This is a genomic window from Gracilibacillus sp. JCM 18966 (assembly GCF_055392695.1).
Genome location: NZ_AP043883.1, coordinates 1,421,266 through 1,437,513, shown reverse-complemented (window position 1 = coordinate 1,437,513; position 16,248 = coordinate 1,421,266). Strand labels below are relative to the sequence as shown.

The following is a 16,248-nucleotide window of genomic DNA, read 5'->3' as shown; positions in this document are numbered from 1 at the left end:
GGTTTCATTTTGTTTGATATATCAAATTATTCGTCATAACTTTCAGAAATTGAATGCTTTGGGATAAGAAGGGGAGGGAATTTCTTACAGGGTAAATACTCCTTCGGGCTTATCATTAAGGTGCTGGAACTGAGTTTTTTGGATTTTGTTTGTAACATGTTGAGTTCATTTAATTAGATTGTGTATTTGGATGAATTATTGTGAGTTTATCTAGTTTTATTGTGGCTTCTGGTTGCGTTATTGTGAGTTCGACTAGTTTTTATGGCCTCGAGTTCGGTTCATAGGAAAAATGGTGCGCTGTGAACACACCTTTAATGAATTTCCTTTAAAATCGCTTTCAACCGATCAGGGTAATTCGTAAAAAGGCCTGTTGCCCCCCATTCCAGTAGCTGCACCATTTGTTTTTTTTCATTCACCGTATAGACATGTAAGAGGAGCTCTGCATCTCGCACCATCGAGGCAAATTTTCTATCAACTAACTTCGCATTTACCCCAACTCCTGAGGCATATTCCTTTATTTTTTCCAACTGTTTTTTGGTAATAGCTTCCCCCTTCAACTGAATCAGAGGTATCGAAGGGGCTCTTTGATGAATTTGCTGTAGGCTCTCTTCACTAAAGGATTGAATAATAACAGATCCTTCCCGATTATTCGGGTCTAACAGATCATACTTTTTCAATGTTTTTAGTAATGAAGAGATCATACCTGGAGACTGAGATGGTTGTTTAATCTCTATATAATAATTCGCTTTCTTCCCAAAATGCTCGAATATTTCATCTAATGTAGGGACTTTTAATCCAACAAAATCTTTATTCGCTTTATCTGGATTGTTCTGATTATACCAAGCACCCGCATCAAGCTTCTGAAGTTCTGCTAATGTATACTCACTTACTAAACCACTTCCGTCCGTAGTTCGCGAAACATCGGGATCATGCATGGAAACAAGTCTGCCATCCTTCGTCATTTGCAAATCAATTTCCAAATAGTCGACTCCGATTTCCATTGCAAGCTGATAGGCCTTCATCGTATGCTCCGGTGCATGACCAGAAGCCCCACGGTGGGCAATGTTCAGCATTCGATTAGGGGACAACAAAGAGTCCTCTGTCCTATTCATTACAGTTACAGCTTCCTCCTTTTTCCCATCCCATATTGTATTTATCAACAAAAACATGAGTAAGATTATGATCCAACTTAACGATTTTCTCAAACAAACACCTTCTATAAGTAAGTATTTCAATCACTATTATAGCTATTTTTGTCCAAACAGAAAGAAAATATGAAATCTTTTACGAAAGCTTTACAGTTCCTAGCTTAGTAAATTTATCAAATATTTAACTTTTGGTTAATATCTCCTTAAAAAAACTCTTCTATACTATTTAGAGATGGGGATGCATATTGTTTCCATAGGTACTTAACTCATCCATCACCAGCTGATTATTTTTGATGGGAAGAAATTGGGGGATTACAATGAAAATCTTAATCACATCCGAATGGTATTCTCCTGTTATTAATGGAGTAGTGACATCTATCATCAACTTAAAAAAGGAATTACAGCACTTAGGTCATGATGTTCGTATACTCACCCTATCTAACCAAAAGAAATCATTTCGGCAAAATGAAGTGACATATATAAGCTCATTAGGCATTGGTAAAATATATCCAGGTGCTAGAATCACCTTATCCACCAATGATAAATATCTTGATGAATTAATAGCATGGCAGCCGGATGTCATCCATACACAATGCGAATTTAGCACCTTCCGTTTAGCCAAGTATATAGCCAAACATTGTGGTGCACCCATTATCCATACTTATCATACCGTTTATGAGGATTACACCCATTATTTTTCTCCTAATCGCAAATGGGGAAAAGCGATGGTTGCCGTCTTTACCAAAAAAGTACTGAAGCATGCTACATATGTGATTGCGCCAACCGATAAGGTTCAATCGTTATTAAAAGGTTATGGGGTTACGCAAGAGATTAGTGTCATTCCAACAGGTATTTATTTACACCAATTCACGAAAAAAATACAAAATAGAACGAAACAACAGCTTAGGCAGCAGCTCGGCTTATCTCCAAACCAACGGCTCTTATTGTTTGTCGGCAGATTAGCAAAAGAAAAAAATTTAGAAGAAATCATTCGTTATTTTGCACGCTTAAATCGACAGAATCTCGTTTTATTGATTGTTGGGGACGGTCCTCACAGACATTCACTTGAAAATTATGCTAATAAAAAGAATATCTCTGACCGCGTTATTTTTACTGGAATGGTATCACCGGAGCGAATAGCGACATACTACCAGATAGGCGATGCCTTTGTTAGTGCATCTAATAGTGAAACACAGGGACTAACCTATATTGAGGCATTAGCAAGTGGACTACCGGCTATTTGTCGCGAGGATCCTTGCTTGGACAATGTTATTGTGAATGAACGAAATGGGTGGCAGTATTCCTCCTATGAGGATTTTAAAGAAAAATTACAATGGCTTATTTCCGATAAGGAAGTATGGCAACAGTTTTCTAAAAACGCGGTAGAAAGCGCTGTGCGGAATTTTTCCTCGACTGCCTTTGCTCAAAACATCGAAAGCATTTATTTTCAGGCGATCAAGGAACACCCAAAAAATCACGATAGTCTGCCAAATTTTAATCAAAGTAGCTTGAATTCATGAAACTAAATCCAAAAACCATTAAAACGATTTATCATATCCTTACCATTCTAAGCTTAGTGGTTTGTCTTGCCTTTTTTATCTATGGCATACAAACAAAGCTTTTTTATTCAGAACAGGCTCTAGAGGCCTTTCTAGATCCATTTGGTATTTGGGCGCCCATCTTCTTTATCCTTTTTCAATTTGTACAGGTGGTCTTCCCTATAGTACCAGGTGGGATTGGTTGTCTTGGTGGAATTCTAATCTTCGGACCAATCTTCGGCTTGGTTTATAACTATATCGGAATCTGCTTAGGTTCTCTAGCCGCTTTTTGCATAGCCAAAAAATATGGCCATACCGTACTGACCCTTTTCTTTAAAGAAAAGCTTCGAAACAAATATAGAAGCTGGGTAGAGCATAAACAATTTCCGCTACTTTTTGGTGTGGCGATTTTTATGCCGATTGCACCAGACGATTTTCTTTGTTACCTTGCTGGAACAACGAAAATGTCTTTTAAAAAGTTTACAGCTATTATTCTGATTGGAAAACCTCTCCCCATTGCTATTTATAGCTTTGGATTGGAACTATTATTTCGCTACATTTCATCTTTTGTTACATAGGGGGACATGTATTATGAAAGTGTTATTATATGCTGGCTCTGAAAAGCTAATCAGCAAAAGTGGAATCGGACAAGCTATGCGCCATCAGAAGAAAGCACTGGAGCTTTTGAATATTCCACATACAGCAAATCATCATGAGGACTTCGATATCGTCCATATCAATACGATCTTTCCTAACTCGCTAATGATGAGCTGGTGGGCGAAGCAAAAGGGGAAGAAGGTCGTATACTATGCCCATTCCACAATGGAGGATTTTCGCAATTCCTTTATTGGTTCCAATTGGTTAGCACCGCTTTTTAAGAAATGGATTACCTTTTGTTATAATCGAGCAGATATTATAATCACTCCTACAGATTATGCGCGACAAATACTATCTAGCTATAGGTTAAATCCTCCTATTTTCAGCTTGTCTAATGGGATTGATACAAGCTTCTTTCGCCCAACCACTGCTGCACGAAATCGCTTCAGAAAAAAATATCAAATATCTGAACAGGACAAGGTCATCCTTTCTGTTGGGCATTTTATGGAACGAAAAGGAATCTTAGATTTTATTGAGCTCGCGAGGCAAATGCCAGAGTACCGGTTTTATTGGTTTGGTTACACCCCTTTGAAATTGGTTCCTGCAAAGGTGAAGCATGCGATGAATCAAAATATCCCTAATCTGTATTTCCCGGGCTATATTAATAGACAGGAGATTAGGGATGCTTACTGTGGAAGTGATCTATTTTTATTTTTGACTCATGAAGAGACAGAAGGGATTGTCTTACTTGAAGCATTGGCTGCGAAAACTCCTGTGTTAGTCCGAGATATTCCGATTTATAATAAATGGTTAACCAACGAGAAAACGGTCTACAAGGCAAAGCATTTTGATCAATTCAAAAGCATGATTAATGGAATGCTCGCAGGAGAATTAGCAGATTTGACGGAAAATGGATACAAGCTAGCATTAGAAAAAGATATTAAAAAAATCGGTGAGAAACTGTTAGAGTTGTATCAGTTTTAACCTTTTTTAATGGCCTTTTTCTTCTATAAATTGATAAACAAACATCATCTCTTCTTCGTAATTTTGTTCTATCTCAAAATATTTCGCATCATTTTGTATACATTTACGTTTCAGCTTATCGTGTTCTTCGATAAATTGAGTGATGGGCCTATCTTCTTTAGCTCCTCTATTTTCTATCACATTTCGGTATTTGATAATGCCTGAATCAAAATGTTCTCGAATATAAGGAGTAGAGAAAATCAGGTAAAAGGAGATAATATCCTCAGGGTATTTGTTTCTTAGTGCCTCTACTTGTTCTGGTAAAAGATAACATCCCTCTATAATCCCACTTTGGTTGTTTTCTATCATTGTTTTGATCATTTCACGAATTATCGGCCATAATTTTTCCGTGATGATCTCATCCTCGTCAAGTGGAGTAAAGCCGCAATCACGATCACTTCGATAGATCCCCATCTTTAGGTGATCGATTGAAAAATATGGGATTCGGTATTTTTCTAAAAGCTTCTGTGCTAGAAAGGTCTTTCCCGTACAGCTTGTTCCGCCGATTAAGATAATCATTTAGCATCACCCTCCTGTTATTAAAAATCCTTCCTCACCGATTTACTGATTACCATAGCTGCAATCATAAAACCAATCATTCCTAAGAAAATAGGTACACCAATAAAGGAAAATAAATTCGTTCCATTTCCTACAGAGGAGGATAAGATGGCGATGATCAGAATGGATGAGGTAATCGTTGCTTGAACAGAATATTTGATCATGCCGAATGCTAGAGGAATCAGAGACATTCCTGCACAGGCTATGGCCATCACGATAAGATGAATGATTTTTTCACGTAAAAATTGGCTGGATAAGGGCTCCAATATGTAGCTATTTATCTCATTTATCCAGTAAAATCCAGTAAAAACAATGATGCCAGAGCTAACGATAAATAGAAAGGTTAGCATACTAACAACCATAAGTTTAGCAAATAGTAACTTTTTGCGGTTGACTGGATACATGAACAGAACAGAGACCGTCTTATCTCTAAACTCCTCGACAATTAGCTGAGAGAGTAGTACAGAGGCGTAAATAACAAATGCTGCGGCAACCATCAACTCCAAAAAGAAAAATACATCATCATAGCTCGTATAAAATTCCTTCGTTATTTCAGGATCAATTTCAAACAAAAGTAGTATACCGATGATCCCCGCATTGATCGATAGAAAGCTAATCCATACATTTCTTATGTTAACTCGTCTCATTTCCAGCTTCATAAGATTAACCATTTACTTCAACCCCTTCCATCAATTGTAGGAAATAATCCTCCAGAGACTGGTTTCTTTGATAAATCGAATCAATCCTTATCCTTCTCCTAACCATCGCCTCGACAATGTCACTCTGATTAACCTTATGATCATAAATCTGAAACACTCCTTTATCCTCACGCCATCTAAAATTAGTCAGATTCAATTCATTTTCAAGTACAAAAGCAGCTCCTGTATGATTAGAAACCATCAACTCTAGATGGTTCGTTTGTTTATTTCGTATATCCTCTAAAGGAGCTTCTACCACTAATCTACCTTCACGAATCACACCAATCGTATCTGCGATTTGTTCCATTTCTGCAAGTATATGGCTAGAGATGATAAGTGTCATACCATATTGTCTACTAAGCTTGAAAAACAAATCACGGATTTCATGCATGCCGATTGGATCTAATCCATTTACCGGCTCATCAAGGATGAGAAATTCAGGCTTTGTAATAATCGCTCTTGCGATACCGAGCCTTTGCTTCATGCCTAAGGAAAACTCCTTAACTGGCTTTTTCTCCACATTAACTAGGTTTACGAGCTGTAGAGATTCAGCAATGGCTTCTTTTTTATAGTAGCCCATGTATTCACAATGAAGCTCGAGATTTTGTTCTGCCGAGAGCCTTTCATAAAAACGAGGGTATTCGATGATGCTTCCAATCTTTTTTAACATTTCATACGATTGAGTCTGAAGCTTTTCCCCCATTATTTCTATTTCTCCCTCGGTTGGGCGAACTAAGCCTGTGATCATTTTCATTAAGGTCGTTTTCCCAGCACCATTCGGTCCTAAAAATCCATAAATCTCTCCACGCCGAACATTCATATTCACCTTCGAGACTACCTCTACTCCTCCATAGAGCTTCGTAAGCTGTCTGGTCCTAAGCATATAAGTCATGTAACATCCCCCTTACTTTGATTAGCTTCACTATATCAGAGGAAACCGTCATTTCTATTACGCAATTCTTACGATTTTCTTAAGTTAGAAAAGAAGCATTTAAGGCTTTAGGAAATTGAACCGTAAAAACGGTTTTCGTATAAGGCGTACTGGCATATGTAATTTGTCCGTTCATTTGTTCGGTTAAATGTTTAGCTATCGTTAGCCCGATTCCACTACCCTCTGCTTGTCGACTTCTGGAATCATTTAGTGTGTATAAACGCTCAAAGATTCGTTGCTTCTCTTGCTCTTTTATTCCTTTTCCGCGGTCTGATACCTTTAGATAGACATGGTCTTCATCCTGCTCCAAAGCAATCCCTACCATTTTTCCGTCCTTCCCATAGCGAATCGCGTTTGTTAATAAATTATCTAGTATCCGCGTAATCGCCTCTGGATCTGCGTAAAGGAAAATGGGTTCCTGAGGAATATCAGTTTCAACTGCAAAGCCTTTGGAGCTTAAAGTATCATAGTAGCCAACGATTGCTTTTGCACAAACCTCATTCAGATGAACTTTACGGATATCCAACTGCCAATCACCAGACTCTAATTTTGCTAGATCAAAAAATTTATTGATCAAATCTGACACTTCCAAAGCCTTCCGACGTACTTTAGTTAGAAGTGAACCTCGCTTTTGATCTGTCAATTTTTTGTCATACTCCATTGTTTCTAAATAGCCTAAAATGACGGTTAAAGGAGTTCTCAGATCGTGTGAGACATTCGATAACATCCGATTCATCGACATCCTCACCTTTGCATTATCTGCAATGTATTGATGGTGAAAATCCAGCAAGCGATTGATTTCGTTTAATAGATTTCTAAGCTCCTTTTCTTCTGTCATTAAAAGTAAGCGCTCAGCAGATGGATTCGAAATAATCTGATTCATTTTTTCTGTCATATAACTAAGCTGATATCTTATCTTCTTTTTTTCATGATATAGCTTAAAAACAAGCAGCAGCAGGACGACTATCACCACAATTAGTAGATAGATCATTGTCTCATCTCCAGTTTATATCCAATTCCCCAAATTGTTTTCACATACTTTGGGGAAGAGGGATTGTCTTCTATCTTACCTCTTAATCTTCGAATATGAACATTGATGACATTTTCGTCCCCATAATACGCTTCCTGCCAAACCTTTTCATAGAGCTGACCTTTTGTAAAGACTTGGTTCGGATTGGTTGCTAAAAGACGTAATATTTGAAACTCCTTTGCAGTTAAAGATATTTCGTCACCTTTTTTTCGTACAGTAAAGTTATTTAGATCTATCTCTAAATCGAATACCTTGACGATTTCTGGTGGATGGTTTTGACTATATTGCTTCGATCTTCTTAATGCAGCCTTCACCCTTGCTGTCATTTCGATTAACGAAAAAGGCTTTGCGATATAGTCATCTGCCCCAAAGCCAAGCCCTAACGCTTTATCAACATCACTATCCTTTGCGGACATGATCAGAATAGGCAAGAGGCTCTCCTTTCTTATTTGCTGTAATACATCTATTCCGTTAGAGGTAGGAAGCATGAGATCTAATATGACTAAATCAAATTTATTTTGCGAAAATAGCGTGATGGCCTTCTGACCATCATCGACGGAAATAACCTCATAGCTCTCTTTTTGCAAATGATTGGCCACCATTTCTCGGATTTGTTGATCATCCTCGACTAGTAATATCGTTTCCTGCATTTCCATCCCTCTTCCTTAGCAAAAAATAACATTTATCCTTTTCATTATACTGTATCATCCTTCTGAAATATATTGCTAGATTAATAGTTTTCGATTCTTTTTTCAGTTATAATAACAGTCTAGGAGTGAAATAAAATGAACAAAAAAGATATAGCCAATATACGAAAGCAATTCAAGCTAGACAATGACTTATTGAAAATACATGATATTTTTAATGTGTATATCATGAAGGAGTCCAGTGAAATTTATCATCAGGAAAGTCAGCCCTTTGAAATGTTAGATCAAGATCAGCAGGAATTATTTATGAACAATTTCAAAAAAGTGCTGACAGGCACAATCGATGAAAAGTTATTTGAGCTGAAATTTCTATCCGGTATCGAAAATAGTAGTCAGCTTATTCTACATCAAGGTTTATTAAGCACTGAAACAGATGCCTGGAAGGAACAAATGCTACAAATAGTGGAGAAAATGCTTGATGAAAAGCAGTATGAAATGGATATTGTCGTCACCTTCATTCGCGGAGAATACTTAAAGCCAATGAAGCGTGGGAATGATGATGCCGAGGAAAGTAAACGAGATTCTGTCTATTCCCATTCCTTTATTCTATGTAGTTTAAATAAAACACAGGATCCAAAAAAAGAGCTCGTATTTGATTATGTAGAGAAGGAATTTAAATATAATGTAGTCGTTGACCCTGTGATTAATCTTAAGGCACCAGTTGGCGGTTTTCTATTCCCTTGTTTTACGGAAAATGCTGCTGATGTGAACCGTATTCTCTACGCTACAGGGAAGGCGAATGAACCAGATCCTCACTTCATTGAGGAGGTTTTAAATGCCGAGGAAACCTTGACTGCCAAGGATGATAAAATTGTATTCGAGGAAATTGTTCGCGACGCTGTTGGCCATCAAATTAATACATCGACCCTTGCTAGTATGTATGAGGAAATCAATCGTGTGGTGGAGGAAAATGAAGAGGAGGAGCCACCGAAGCTAGATTATAGGGATGTGGAGCAGGTATTGAAGACGAGTGGCTTAGAGAATGTGGACACAGAAAAGGTCGAAACAGCCTTTAAAAATGTAGTGGATGATAAGGGTTATGAGCTAAAAGCGAGAAACATTGTGCCAAAATTCACCTCAAAATCTATTAAGATTAATACAAAGATAGCTAATGTAGCAGTAAGTCCACAGGATTTGCGATTTGTTAAACAAATACAAATTGATGGAAGACGGTATTTAATGATTGAGGTTGAAGAGGACACCATTGTGGATGGATTTACGATGATTCCAGAAGTGTTTAAATAATCGCGTGAATGTTAAAATAAAAAACCCGGAAAAATATCCGGGTTCCTACTCTTTTAGTTAAATAAATATACCCTTGTTTCGTAAGGCTTTAATGTCATTTTTTCTACTAATTTCTCCTCTTCTACTTCATAATTGTGGAGAACAGGCTGTGAGGAAATAATAGAAACTTCAGCCGGAAGCTTACATTCCGTATGTTTTTCAGAGAAATTATTGATCACTAATGCCTTATTCTCACCAAATGTACGAGTATAAACAAAGAGACTAGGGTGATCGGCTAACAGCAACTTGTAGCTTCCATAAACGAAAACCTCATTTTCTTTTCTTAACTTGATTAAAGCCTTATAAAAATTCAAAATGGAGTCAGGATCATTCATTTGATCCGAGACATTAATATCCACATAATTCGGGTTCAGCTTCATCCACGTTTTATTCGATGTAGTGAAGCCTGCCATTGCCCCAGCATGCCATTGCATTGGAGTACGGGAGTTATCGCGTCCTTGCTTCCAGATGACTTGCATAATATCCTCATGTGGACGTCCTTTTTCTGTTTCTAACTTATAGTAATTGATCATGCCGACATCATTATAATCCTCTATCGATGGAAACTGAACATTCGTCATACCGATTTCCTGACCCTGATAGATAAATGGGGTTCCTTTCATGAGGAAGTACAAGGCAGCTAGCATTTTAGCACTTTCCTTCCAAAGCTCTCGGTCATTTCCCCATGTGGACACTCGGCGAGGTTGATCGTGATTTTCGATAAATAAAGCATTCCAGCCTTTCCCTTCAAGACCTGCCTGCCACTTCGATAGATTTTCTTTTAATGCCTGCACATTTACAGTGCCGTCTCCATCCTTTTGCCATAGACCTAAAAATTCAAATTGAAAAATCATGTCAAAGTAGCCATGCTCTTCACTAACCCATTTGTCCGCATCCTCCAGCTTAACGCCATTCGCCTCTCCAACTGTCATAATATCGTAATTATGGATCGTTTTTTGTGCGAATTCTGATAGAAATGGATCAATCCCCTCGACATTCATCATTTTTGAAAAGGATGGTACATAGTCTAAATTTTTGGGATTTGGCATATCCTTTAAGCCAGGTTCCTTTTTGATATGGGAAATAGCATCAACGCGAAAGCCATCGACTCCTTTATCCAACCACCAGTTCACCATCTCATATAATGCTTCTCTTACATTAGGATTTTCCCAATTTAAATCTGGTTGACGTTCAGAGAAGATGTGCATAAAATATTGATCGGTTTTTTCATCATATTTCCATGCAGATCCGTTAAAGATCGATTCCCAATTATTTGGCTCCTTACCATTTTTGCCATCACGCCATATATACCAATCACGTTTTGGACTATCCTTTGAAGAGCGTGATTCGATAAACCATGGATGCTCATCACTCGTATGATTAATGACTAAATCTAAAATCAGCTTCATTTCCCGCTTATGCACTTCTTCTAGAAGTTCATCGAAATCGGCCATTGTCCCAAATTCGTCCATAATATCTTGGTAATCAGAAATATCGTAGCCATTATCATCATTTGGAGATTTATACATTGGACATATCCAGATGACATCGATTCCTAGGTCTTTCAAATAGTCGAGCTTTGATGTTACTCCTTTTAGATCTCCAATTCCATCCTCATTACTATCCATGAAGCTTCTCGGATAGATTTGATAGACAACACTTTCCTTCCACCACTTTCTACTGACAGTCCGCATCTCTATTCTCCTTTATCTTTTAATCTATTTGAAAAAATGGATGTATCCATTTTTTATATGTTCGTCCATGCTTATCTGTTCCCTTACGATTTTGCTAAGGTTTCTCTGATTGTTCCAACCGACAATGCCCCAATTATGAGGAAAATTCCTGATAATAAGATCATGGCAGGCATCGACGACCCAAGTAATGGAAAAATGGCAAAGCTTACACAAGAGGCAATAATTTGTGGTAAACAAATACTACCATTGAACAAACCGAGATATGTCCCCATATTTTCCCCTGTTAATGCATTTGTAAGAATCGTAAATGGAAAGGTCATCATGGCTGCCCAAGCGATTCCTATTAGGGTAAAGGAGATAACTAAAAGCCATTGATGTTGGATAAAGAATACGGAACTAAATCCGATTCCTCCAAGCACTAAACTAATCGCATAACCCAGCTTTCTTCTTTGGTTAGAAATACGTGATAGTACAAGTGACCATAGTACTGCAGCTACGGATTGTACTGCGGACAAGATGCCGAACCAGTTACCTGCAGCTTGATAAGCAGAGCTGGAAGGATCTGTCGTATTCCACACATTCGCCGCAACAGCACCTGTACCATATGTCCAAAGATATTGAAAGCCCATCCAACAAAACAATTGAACAAGTGTAACTGTCCAAAATACTTTTGGAGCACTGCGGAGTAAGCCAAACATACTCGTTTTTTTCTTATGCGCATCTTCTCTTATTCCGTGGTAAAGAGCATATTCCGAAGGGGAATATTCCTTCACCTTAAATACCGTAAATAAACTACAAATGATTAGAACTACCGCACCGACATAAAAGGAAATAACCACTGATGGTGGGACAACTCCCTTAGGCGCAGTGTTGGAAATACCTACTGCAGTTAGTAAAAATGGGAAAATACAAGCTAAAACAGCCCCGCTATTCGATAGGAAGCTTTGAATCGAATAAGCGAATCCTTTTTGCTTTTCATTGACCATATCTCCTACCATCATCTTAAATGGCTGCATTGCAACATTAGATGAGAGATCCATAAATAAAATCGTTACCGCCCCAAACATTAAAGCAAGCATGGAACCAAACCCAAAACCAAAGCTTCCCGCATTCGGCAATAAACACATAACTATTACAGAGACAATGGAACCAACTAGTAAATAAGGGATTCTCCGGCCGAGCCTCGGCATCCACGTTCGATCGGATAAATAACCAACAATCGGTTGAACGACTAACCCTGCAAGTGGCGGTAATATAAAGAAAAATCCTAATTTAGTAGGATCTGCTCCAATCGTTTGAAAAATTCGCCCCATGTTGGCACTTTGCAAGGAGAATGCCATTTGTACTCCTAAAAAACCAAAACTAATCAACCATATCGTACTGATTGGTAGATTCGGTAATTGTTGTTTTACATTGCTTTCTTCTTCTGTCTTAATTTCTTCTGCTAACATAATATCCTCCTTAAACCTAAACCTCTCATTTATCCGCTTTCAAAATGCAATCGATTGCACATAAGCTTTCATTTGTTCTAAATGGTTTTTTGTTACGATATATAAATACTATTACTTTTTTAATCGAGCAATTCATATTATATCTGAAATTATTTTATAGCGCAATCGATTGCATTAATGTTCCTAATATTTCTTTTTTCTATAAATCTATTTTGATTAGCATATGAGGGGCTGTTTGCAATATATCTTGGTGAACGCTCCTCTTCCTAGCTAGATTGCCAAGATATATCTTTTTATCTTGACTATCTCTCCTCTCCATAGCGAGATGAGCAAAATATATTTTTTCGACAACCTGTTCTTCACTAAGTTGATGTTTTTCTTTTTTCATGATATAGTCTATGAAACTATATGGATATTTCTCATCCAGAGAGGGGGAGGGACTGACCCTATGATCTCTCGGCAACCAACTTTTATTCAAAGTATGGTGCCAACTTCAGACGTATTTTAATACGAAAGATGAGAAGGAAAGCAATTATACTATCGGTAATCAGCCCTTCTCCCCTTTTTAGAGAAGGGCTTTTTCACATCTTACTTTAGGAGGAAACAAGCATGGCTATTCACACATTTAAAGCAACAGCAACATTAAAGGAAAAGGTTTTAGTAGAAACGGAATCCCGAGGACATAAGGTGATGGTTGACGAACCTGCATCCCTTGGTGGCACTGATACTGCAATGAACCCAGTAGAATTATTACTTTCTGCATTAGGATCCTGCCAATCGATTGTGGCACGTACGTATGCTGAAAAATTTGATATTGATCTAAAGAATTTCCGTGTTGAATTAGAAGGGGATATTGATCTGGACGGATTTTTCGATAAGGGGGATGTGCGCCCAGGATATTCGGAAATAAGCTCAACCTTTTACATTGATACTGATGCTCCAAAAGAAAAAGTGGAGGAATTTGTCACATTTTTAGAGGAGCATTGTCCAGTAGGTGATACGATTCAAAACCTTGTTAATCTTTCCTCTACCACTGTCATAAAAAAATAACCATCTCTCCTTGAGATGGTTATAACTTCCATATCCCGATCAAATTCACATACACTATGAGAATCGTGACCGGTACAATCCAAGTCATGACAACTCTCCAGATTTGATACCAGCCATTGGATAGGTTGTTAGACATCTTAAACTGCTCTTCCACCAGCGCTTTATCCATTCGATGAATGATAAACATCGCAATAAGTAAGCTTCCGAGTGGTAGCAAAATATTACTCACTAAATAATCTGTTGCATCAAATACTGTTTTATTAAAGACCATGAAATCCTTTAGAATACTGGAGGACAGGGCTGCTGGAATACCCGCAATGAACATAACAAGTCCTGAAATCCAGGTCACTTTCTTTCTCGATCTTTTTCCATTTTCCGTGAAGGCAGATACGATAATTTCTAATAAACTAAAGGAGGACGTTAAAGTCGCAAATAAAAATAATAATAAGAATAGACAGAAGAATACTTCCCCGAAAGGAATTTGAGCAAATACTGTCGGCAAAATAATAAACAATAAGCCCGGCCCTTCTGTAGGCTCAATTCCAAAGGCAAACACTGCCGGGAAAATAGCTAATCCCGCTAATAAGGAGACGAAAATATTCATCACGACAACAGAGGAAGCAGATGCCGGGATACTCACTTCTTTTCCTAAATAAGAGCTATAGGTAACCATACAAGAAAAACCCACTGCTAGAGCAAAAAAGGATTGACCAAGCGCATAGAGAATTCCCTCTCCTGTTAGGCTAGAAAAATCTGGATTTAGAATAAAAGAGATCCCTTCCGCAGCCCCTTGTAGAGTGAGGGAACGAACGACAAGGATAATAAAAAATAAAAACAATAATGGCATCATATATTTATTCGCTTTTTCAATCCCATTCTTTATTCCAAAAGAAATGACAGCAACATTAATGAGTAAAAACAGCGCTAACCCTGTTAACGTAATGACGGGCGAGGAGGTGACAGCGCCAAATAATTGCTCATAATTCGCTCCATCCTTAATTACTTGACCAACAATAGACTGAGCACTATAAATCAAGACCCAACCACCTACCACACTATAAAAGGAAAGCAATAGAAAGCAGCCTAATACACCTAGCTGACCGATCATTTTCCAATGGCTATTTGGCGCTAAGGTTCTATAAGCCGTGATCGCTTCTTTTTTCGCGCCACGCCCAATTACAAATTCTGATATTAGCATCGATAATCCAATCACAAGGGTGAAGACAATGAATAATAGGAAAAATGCTGCTCCTCCATTTAGTCCTGCCTGATATGGAAACTTCCAAATGGCACCTAGTCCAATCGCAGCACCAGCGGAAGCCATAATAAACCCAATTTTGGATGACCATTGTTCACGCATCGCAAACACTCCTTTTCATATAAAGACTATTATAAACTTTATATGGTCTTAAGGGAAGTGTAGGATTGTTCCTTGATTAGATTAAAAACATCGTAGGTAGAAGTAGGATGAATATCGCAAACAATGGATATAAACCAAGCTTGATCGTAGACTTCTCATGTATGGAAAGGAACTCCAAAGGACTCTTCACAGGCTTACAGATCCAGTCTGCTAGCTGATCTAGCTTGTTTTTTTTCAGTGGTATCTGAGGGATTTCTACATGAAACTCCTCTAACCTTTCTTTGAGCTCTTCTGGTATTTCTTTTTTATTCATGCCGTTCCCTCCAATAGCTCTTTTAATCTTTTCAACGAAGCATGTAATCTTGATTTGACGGTCCCAATAGGTATTTCTAGTATTTTCGCAATTTCTTTTTGACTTAAATCATGATAATAGGTTAATAAAATGATTGCACGCTGATGCTCAGGTAATTGCTTGATAGCTTCTTGGATCGTAAGTTTATCAATAGACGACATGCTTTCATGTTGGGCTTCTTGCTGGTATAAAAATGGCAAAAGCTTCTTCCAGCGTTGCCTCTTATTCAACCGATTAATCATCAATTGATAGGCCATGCGAAATAAATAGGTCTTGATCGAGGATTTTCTCGCATCAAATTGATGTTGATATTTATGAAAACGCAAAAAGGTATCCTGGACGATATCAATACTTAGCTGCTCCTCCTGACAGTAACGGTAGATAAAAAGATAGATAGGGGTTTTGTAAGAAACGAACAATTCCTCAAGGCTGTATTGTTCTTCTTGCTCCGCCTTATTCAAATTCATCTGGCCACCGTTTTTTTATTCCCTTAAGTACATAAACAATTCTAGAGATAAGCCAAATAATGGTGAGTAAAGAAAATATAGCGGTCTGATGAAGAAAAAATTGCACCCAAGGGCTTTCAATATTATCTCCGCGAAGTAAAACAATACATAAACCAATCAGGCAGAGATACGTATATCCTGCAACTACAATATTAATATTATCCCATCTCGTCCATTGAAAATAAATATCTGTTTTCTTAAAATCAATTTTGCCTTGTGAATCCTTGACCACCTTTTTGTTTAACGTAGCGATAAATATTGCGAAAACATTTCCTAAGATCACCACAACAACTGTACTGATTAACCAACCTAATGTCATAT

The 16,248-nt window shown here is 37.8% G+C and carries 18 protein-coding genes and 1 riboswitch; of the genes, 5 read left to right on the top strand and 13 right to left on the bottom strand.

The features are described from left to right. Positions 1-311 precede the first annotated feature (311 nt). Positions 312-1,112: a glycerophosphodiester phosphodiesterase gene (locus ACZ5N5_RS06945; protein ID WP_464373533.1), complete on the bottom strand. Its 801-nt coding sequence runs from the start codon at positions 1,110-1,112 to the stop codon at positions 312-314. Positions 1,113-1,465: 353 nt separating this feature from the next. On the opposite strand from ACZ5N5_RS06945, the gene ACZ5N5_RS06940 reads away from it, so the two are divergent. The 3 genes from ACZ5N5_RS06940 to ACZ5N5_RS06930 are packed head-to-tail and all read left to right on the top strand — an operon-like array spanning position 1,466 to position 4,267. Then, positions 1,466-2,668, top strand: coding sequence for a glycosyltransferase family 4 protein (locus tag ACZ5N5_RS06940; protein ID WP_277679115.1), 1,203 nt, complete (start codon positions 1,466-1,468; stop codon positions 2,666-2,668). Continuing rightward, positions 2,665-3,264 (top strand): TVP38/TMEM64 family protein, encoded by a 600-nt coding sequence (locus tag ACZ5N5_RS06935; protein ID WP_464373532.1) that lies wholly within the window; start codon positions 2,665-2,667, stop codon positions 3,262-3,264. The genes ACZ5N5_RS06940 and ACZ5N5_RS06935 overlap by 4 nt, the downstream gene beginning before the upstream one ends. Positions 3,265-3,277: 13 nt before the next feature. Then, positions 3,278-4,267, top strand: coding sequence for an LTA glycolipid anchor biosynthesis glycosyltransferase, IagA/BgsA family (locus ACZ5N5_RS06930; RefSeq protein ID WP_277679117.1), 990 nt, complete (start codon positions 3,278-3,280; stop codon positions 4,265-4,267). A gap of 6 nt (positions 4,268-4,273) precedes the next feature. Here the strand turns inward: ACZ5N5_RS06930 and ACZ5N5_RS06925 are convergent, their stop codons facing one another. From ACZ5N5_RS06925 to ACZ5N5_RS06905, 5 genes are all read right to left on the bottom strand, one after another. Next, the gene (locus ACZ5N5_RS06925) at positions 4,274-4,825 is read right to left on the bottom strand and encodes a 2-phosphoglycerate kinase (protein WP_054788121.1); all 552 of its coding nucleotides are present in this window, start codon (positions 4,823-4,825) and stop codon (positions 4,274-4,276) included. A 20-nt stretch (positions 4,826-4,845) separates the two neighbouring features. Next, positions 4,846-5,535 (bottom strand): ABC transporter permease, encoded by a 690-nt coding sequence (locus ACZ5N5_RS06920; RefSeq protein WP_054860069.1) that lies wholly within the window; start codon positions 5,533-5,535, stop codon positions 4,846-4,848. Beyond that, entirely contained in the window at positions 5,528-6,454 is a 927-nt protein-coding gene (locus tag ACZ5N5_RS06915) for an ABC transporter ATP-binding protein (RefSeq protein ID WP_464373531.1), read from the bottom strand. Before ACZ5N5_RS06915 ends, ACZ5N5_RS06920 begins: the two co-directional genes overlap by 8 nt. A 79-nt stretch (positions 6,455-6,533) precedes the next feature. Continuing rightward, positions 6,534-7,484 carry a sensor histidine kinase gene (locus ACZ5N5_RS06910; RefSeq protein ID WP_109983203.1) on the bottom strand — a complete coding sequence of 317 codons (951 nt, stop codon included), beginning with the start codon at positions 7,482-7,484 and terminating at the stop codon, positions 6,534-6,536. Then, complete coding sequence (locus tag ACZ5N5_RS06905) at positions 7,481-8,173, bottom strand: winged helix-turn-helix domain-containing protein (protein ID WP_277679121.1); 693 nt, start codon at positions 8,171-8,173, stop codon at positions 7,481-7,483. Before ACZ5N5_RS06905 ends, ACZ5N5_RS06910 begins: the two co-directional genes overlap by 4 nt. Positions 8,174-8,308: 135 nt before the next feature. Between ACZ5N5_RS06905 and ACZ5N5_RS06900 the strand changes: the two genes are divergently transcribed. Further along, positions 8,309-9,475 carry a DUF4317 domain-containing protein gene (locus ACZ5N5_RS06900; RefSeq protein WP_464373530.1) on the top strand — a complete coding sequence of 389 codons (1,167 nt, stop codon included), beginning with the start codon at positions 8,309-8,311 and terminating at the stop codon, positions 9,473-9,475. Positions 9,476-9,528: 53 nt separating this feature from the next. On the opposite strand, the gene ACZ5N5_RS06895 is transcribed toward ACZ5N5_RS06900, so the two are convergent. The 3 genes from ACZ5N5_RS06895 to ACZ5N5_RS06885 all read right to left on the bottom strand — a co-directional run bounded on the left by ACZ5N5_RS06895 (position 9,529) and on the right by ACZ5N5_RS06885 (position 13,047). Then, positions 9,529-11,208 (bottom strand): glycoside hydrolase family 13 protein, encoded by a 1,680-nt coding sequence (locus ACZ5N5_RS06895; RefSeq protein WP_464373529.1) that lies wholly within the window; start codon positions 11,206-11,208, stop codon positions 9,529-9,531. 83 nt (positions 11,209-11,291) lie between these two features. Beyond that, positions 11,292-12,659, bottom strand: coding sequence for an SLC45 family MFS transporter (locus ACZ5N5_RS06890; protein WP_464373528.1), 1,368 nt, complete (start codon positions 12,657-12,659; stop codon positions 11,292-11,294). Between the two features lie 199 nt (positions 12,660-12,858). After that, on the bottom strand, positions 12,859-13,047 hold the full coding sequence (locus ACZ5N5_RS06885; protein ID WP_277679122.1) for a hypothetical protein: 189 nt from the start codon (positions 13,045-13,047) through the stop codon (positions 12,859-12,861). A 28-nt stretch (positions 13,048-13,075) separates the two neighbouring features. Continuing rightward, positions 13,076-13,182: riboswitch (SAM riboswitch) on the top strand. Between the two features lie 86 nt (positions 13,183-13,268). Here ACZ5N5_RS06885 and ACZ5N5_RS06880 point away from each other — a divergent pair. Continuing rightward, positions 13,269-13,709, top strand: a complete 441-nt coding sequence (locus tag ACZ5N5_RS06880) for an OsmC family protein (protein ID WP_109983208.1) — start codon at positions 13,269-13,271, stop codon at positions 13,707-13,709. Between the two features lie 19 nt (positions 13,710-13,728). Here the strand turns inward: ACZ5N5_RS06880 and ACZ5N5_RS06875 are convergent, their stop codons facing one another. From ACZ5N5_RS06875 to ACZ5N5_RS06860, 4 genes are all read right to left on the bottom strand, one after another. Next, entirely contained in the window at positions 13,729-15,069 is a 1,341-nt protein-coding gene (locus ACZ5N5_RS06875) for a sodium-dependent transporter (RefSeq protein WP_464373527.1), read from the bottom strand. A gap of 76 nt (positions 15,070-15,145) precedes the next feature. Beyond that, on the bottom strand, positions 15,146-15,382 hold the full coding sequence (locus ACZ5N5_RS06870; RefSeq protein ID WP_054860066.1) for a hypothetical protein: 237 nt from the start codon (positions 15,380-15,382) through the stop codon (positions 15,146-15,148). Next, positions 15,379-15,888, bottom strand: coding sequence for a sigma-70 family RNA polymerase sigma factor (locus tag ACZ5N5_RS06865; RefSeq protein ID WP_054788126.1), 510 nt, complete (start codon positions 15,886-15,888; stop codon positions 15,379-15,381). The genes ACZ5N5_RS06870 and ACZ5N5_RS06865 overlap by 4 nt, the downstream gene beginning before the upstream one ends. After that, entirely contained in the window at positions 15,875-16,246 is a 372-nt protein-coding gene (locus tag ACZ5N5_RS06860) for a hypothetical protein (RefSeq protein ID WP_109983211.1), read from the bottom strand. Before ACZ5N5_RS06860 ends, ACZ5N5_RS06865 begins: the two co-directional genes overlap by 14 nt. Positions 16,247-16,248 lie beyond the last annotated feature (2 nt).

What these genes read in the sequence shown, in the direction of transcription:
- ACZ5N5_RS06945 (WP_464373533.1), bottom strand. Translation starts at nt 1,112, where the DNA reads ATGAATAGGACAGAGGACTCTTTGTTGTCCCCTAATCGAATGCTGAAC.
- ACZ5N5_RS06940 (WP_277679115.1), top strand. Translation starts at nt 1,466, where the DNA reads ATGAAAATCTTAATCACATCCGAATGGTATTCTCCTGTTATTAATGGA.
- ACZ5N5_RS06935 (WP_464373532.1), top strand. Translation starts at nt 2,665, where the DNA reads ATGAAACTAAATCCAAAAACCATTAAAACGATTTATCATATCCTTACC.
- ACZ5N5_RS06930 (WP_277679117.1), top strand. Translation starts at nt 3,278, where the DNA reads ATGAAAGTGTTATTATATGCTGGCTCTGAAAAGCTAATCAGCAAAAGT.
- ACZ5N5_RS06925 (WP_054788121.1), bottom strand. Translation starts at nt 4,825, where the DNA reads ATGATTATCTTAATCGGCGGAACAAGCTGTACGGGAAAGACCTTTCTA.
- ACZ5N5_RS06920 (WP_054860069.1), bottom strand. Translation starts at nt 5,535, where the DNA reads ATGGTTAATCTTATGAAGCTGGAAATGAGACGAGTTAACATAAGAAAT.
- ACZ5N5_RS06915 (WP_464373531.1), bottom strand. Translation starts at nt 6,454, where the DNA reads ATGACTTATATGCTTAGGACCAGACAGCTTACGAAGCTCTATGGAGGA.
- ACZ5N5_RS06910 (WP_109983203.1), bottom strand. Translation starts at nt 7,484, where the DNA reads ATGATCTATCTACTAATTGTGGTGATAGTCGTCCTGCTGCTGCTTGTT.
- ACZ5N5_RS06905 (WP_277679121.1), bottom strand. Translation starts at nt 8,173, where the DNA reads ATGCAGGAAACGATATTACTAGTCGAGGATGATCAACAAATCCGAGAA.
- ACZ5N5_RS06900 (WP_464373530.1), top strand. Translation starts at nt 8,309, where the DNA reads ATGAACAAAAAAGATATAGCCAATATACGAAAGCAATTCAAGCTAGAC.
- ACZ5N5_RS06895 (WP_464373529.1), bottom strand. Translation starts at nt 11,208, where the DNA reads ATGCGGACTGTCAGTAGAAAGTGGTGGAAGGAAAGTGTTGTCTATCAA.
- ACZ5N5_RS06890 (WP_464373528.1), bottom strand. Translation starts at nt 12,659, where the DNA reads ATGTTAGCAGAAGAAATTAAGACAGAAGAAGAAAGCAATGTAAAACAA.
- ACZ5N5_RS06885 (WP_277679122.1), bottom strand. Translation starts at nt 13,047, where the DNA reads ATGAAAAAAGAAAAACATCAACTTAGTGAAGAACAGGTTGTCGAAAAA.
- ACZ5N5_RS06880 (WP_109983208.1), top strand. Translation starts at nt 13,269, where the DNA reads ATGGCTATTCACACATTTAAAGCAACAGCAACATTAAAGGAAAAGGTT.
- ACZ5N5_RS06875 (WP_464373527.1), bottom strand. Translation starts at nt 15,069, where the DNA reads ATGCGTGAACAATGGTCATCCAAAATTGGGTTTATTATGGCTTCCGCT.
- ACZ5N5_RS06870 (WP_054860066.1), bottom strand. Translation starts at nt 15,382, where the DNA reads ATGAATAAAAAAGAAATACCAGAAGAGCTCAAAGAAAGGTTAGAGGAG.
- ACZ5N5_RS06865 (WP_054788126.1), bottom strand. Translation starts at nt 15,888, where the DNA reads ATGAATTTGAATAAGGCGGAGCAAGAAGAACAATACAGCCTTGAGGAA.
- ACZ5N5_RS06860 (WP_109983211.1), bottom strand. Translation starts at nt 16,246, where the DNA reads ATGACATTAGGTTGGTTAATCAGTACAGTTGTTGTGGTGATCTTAGGA.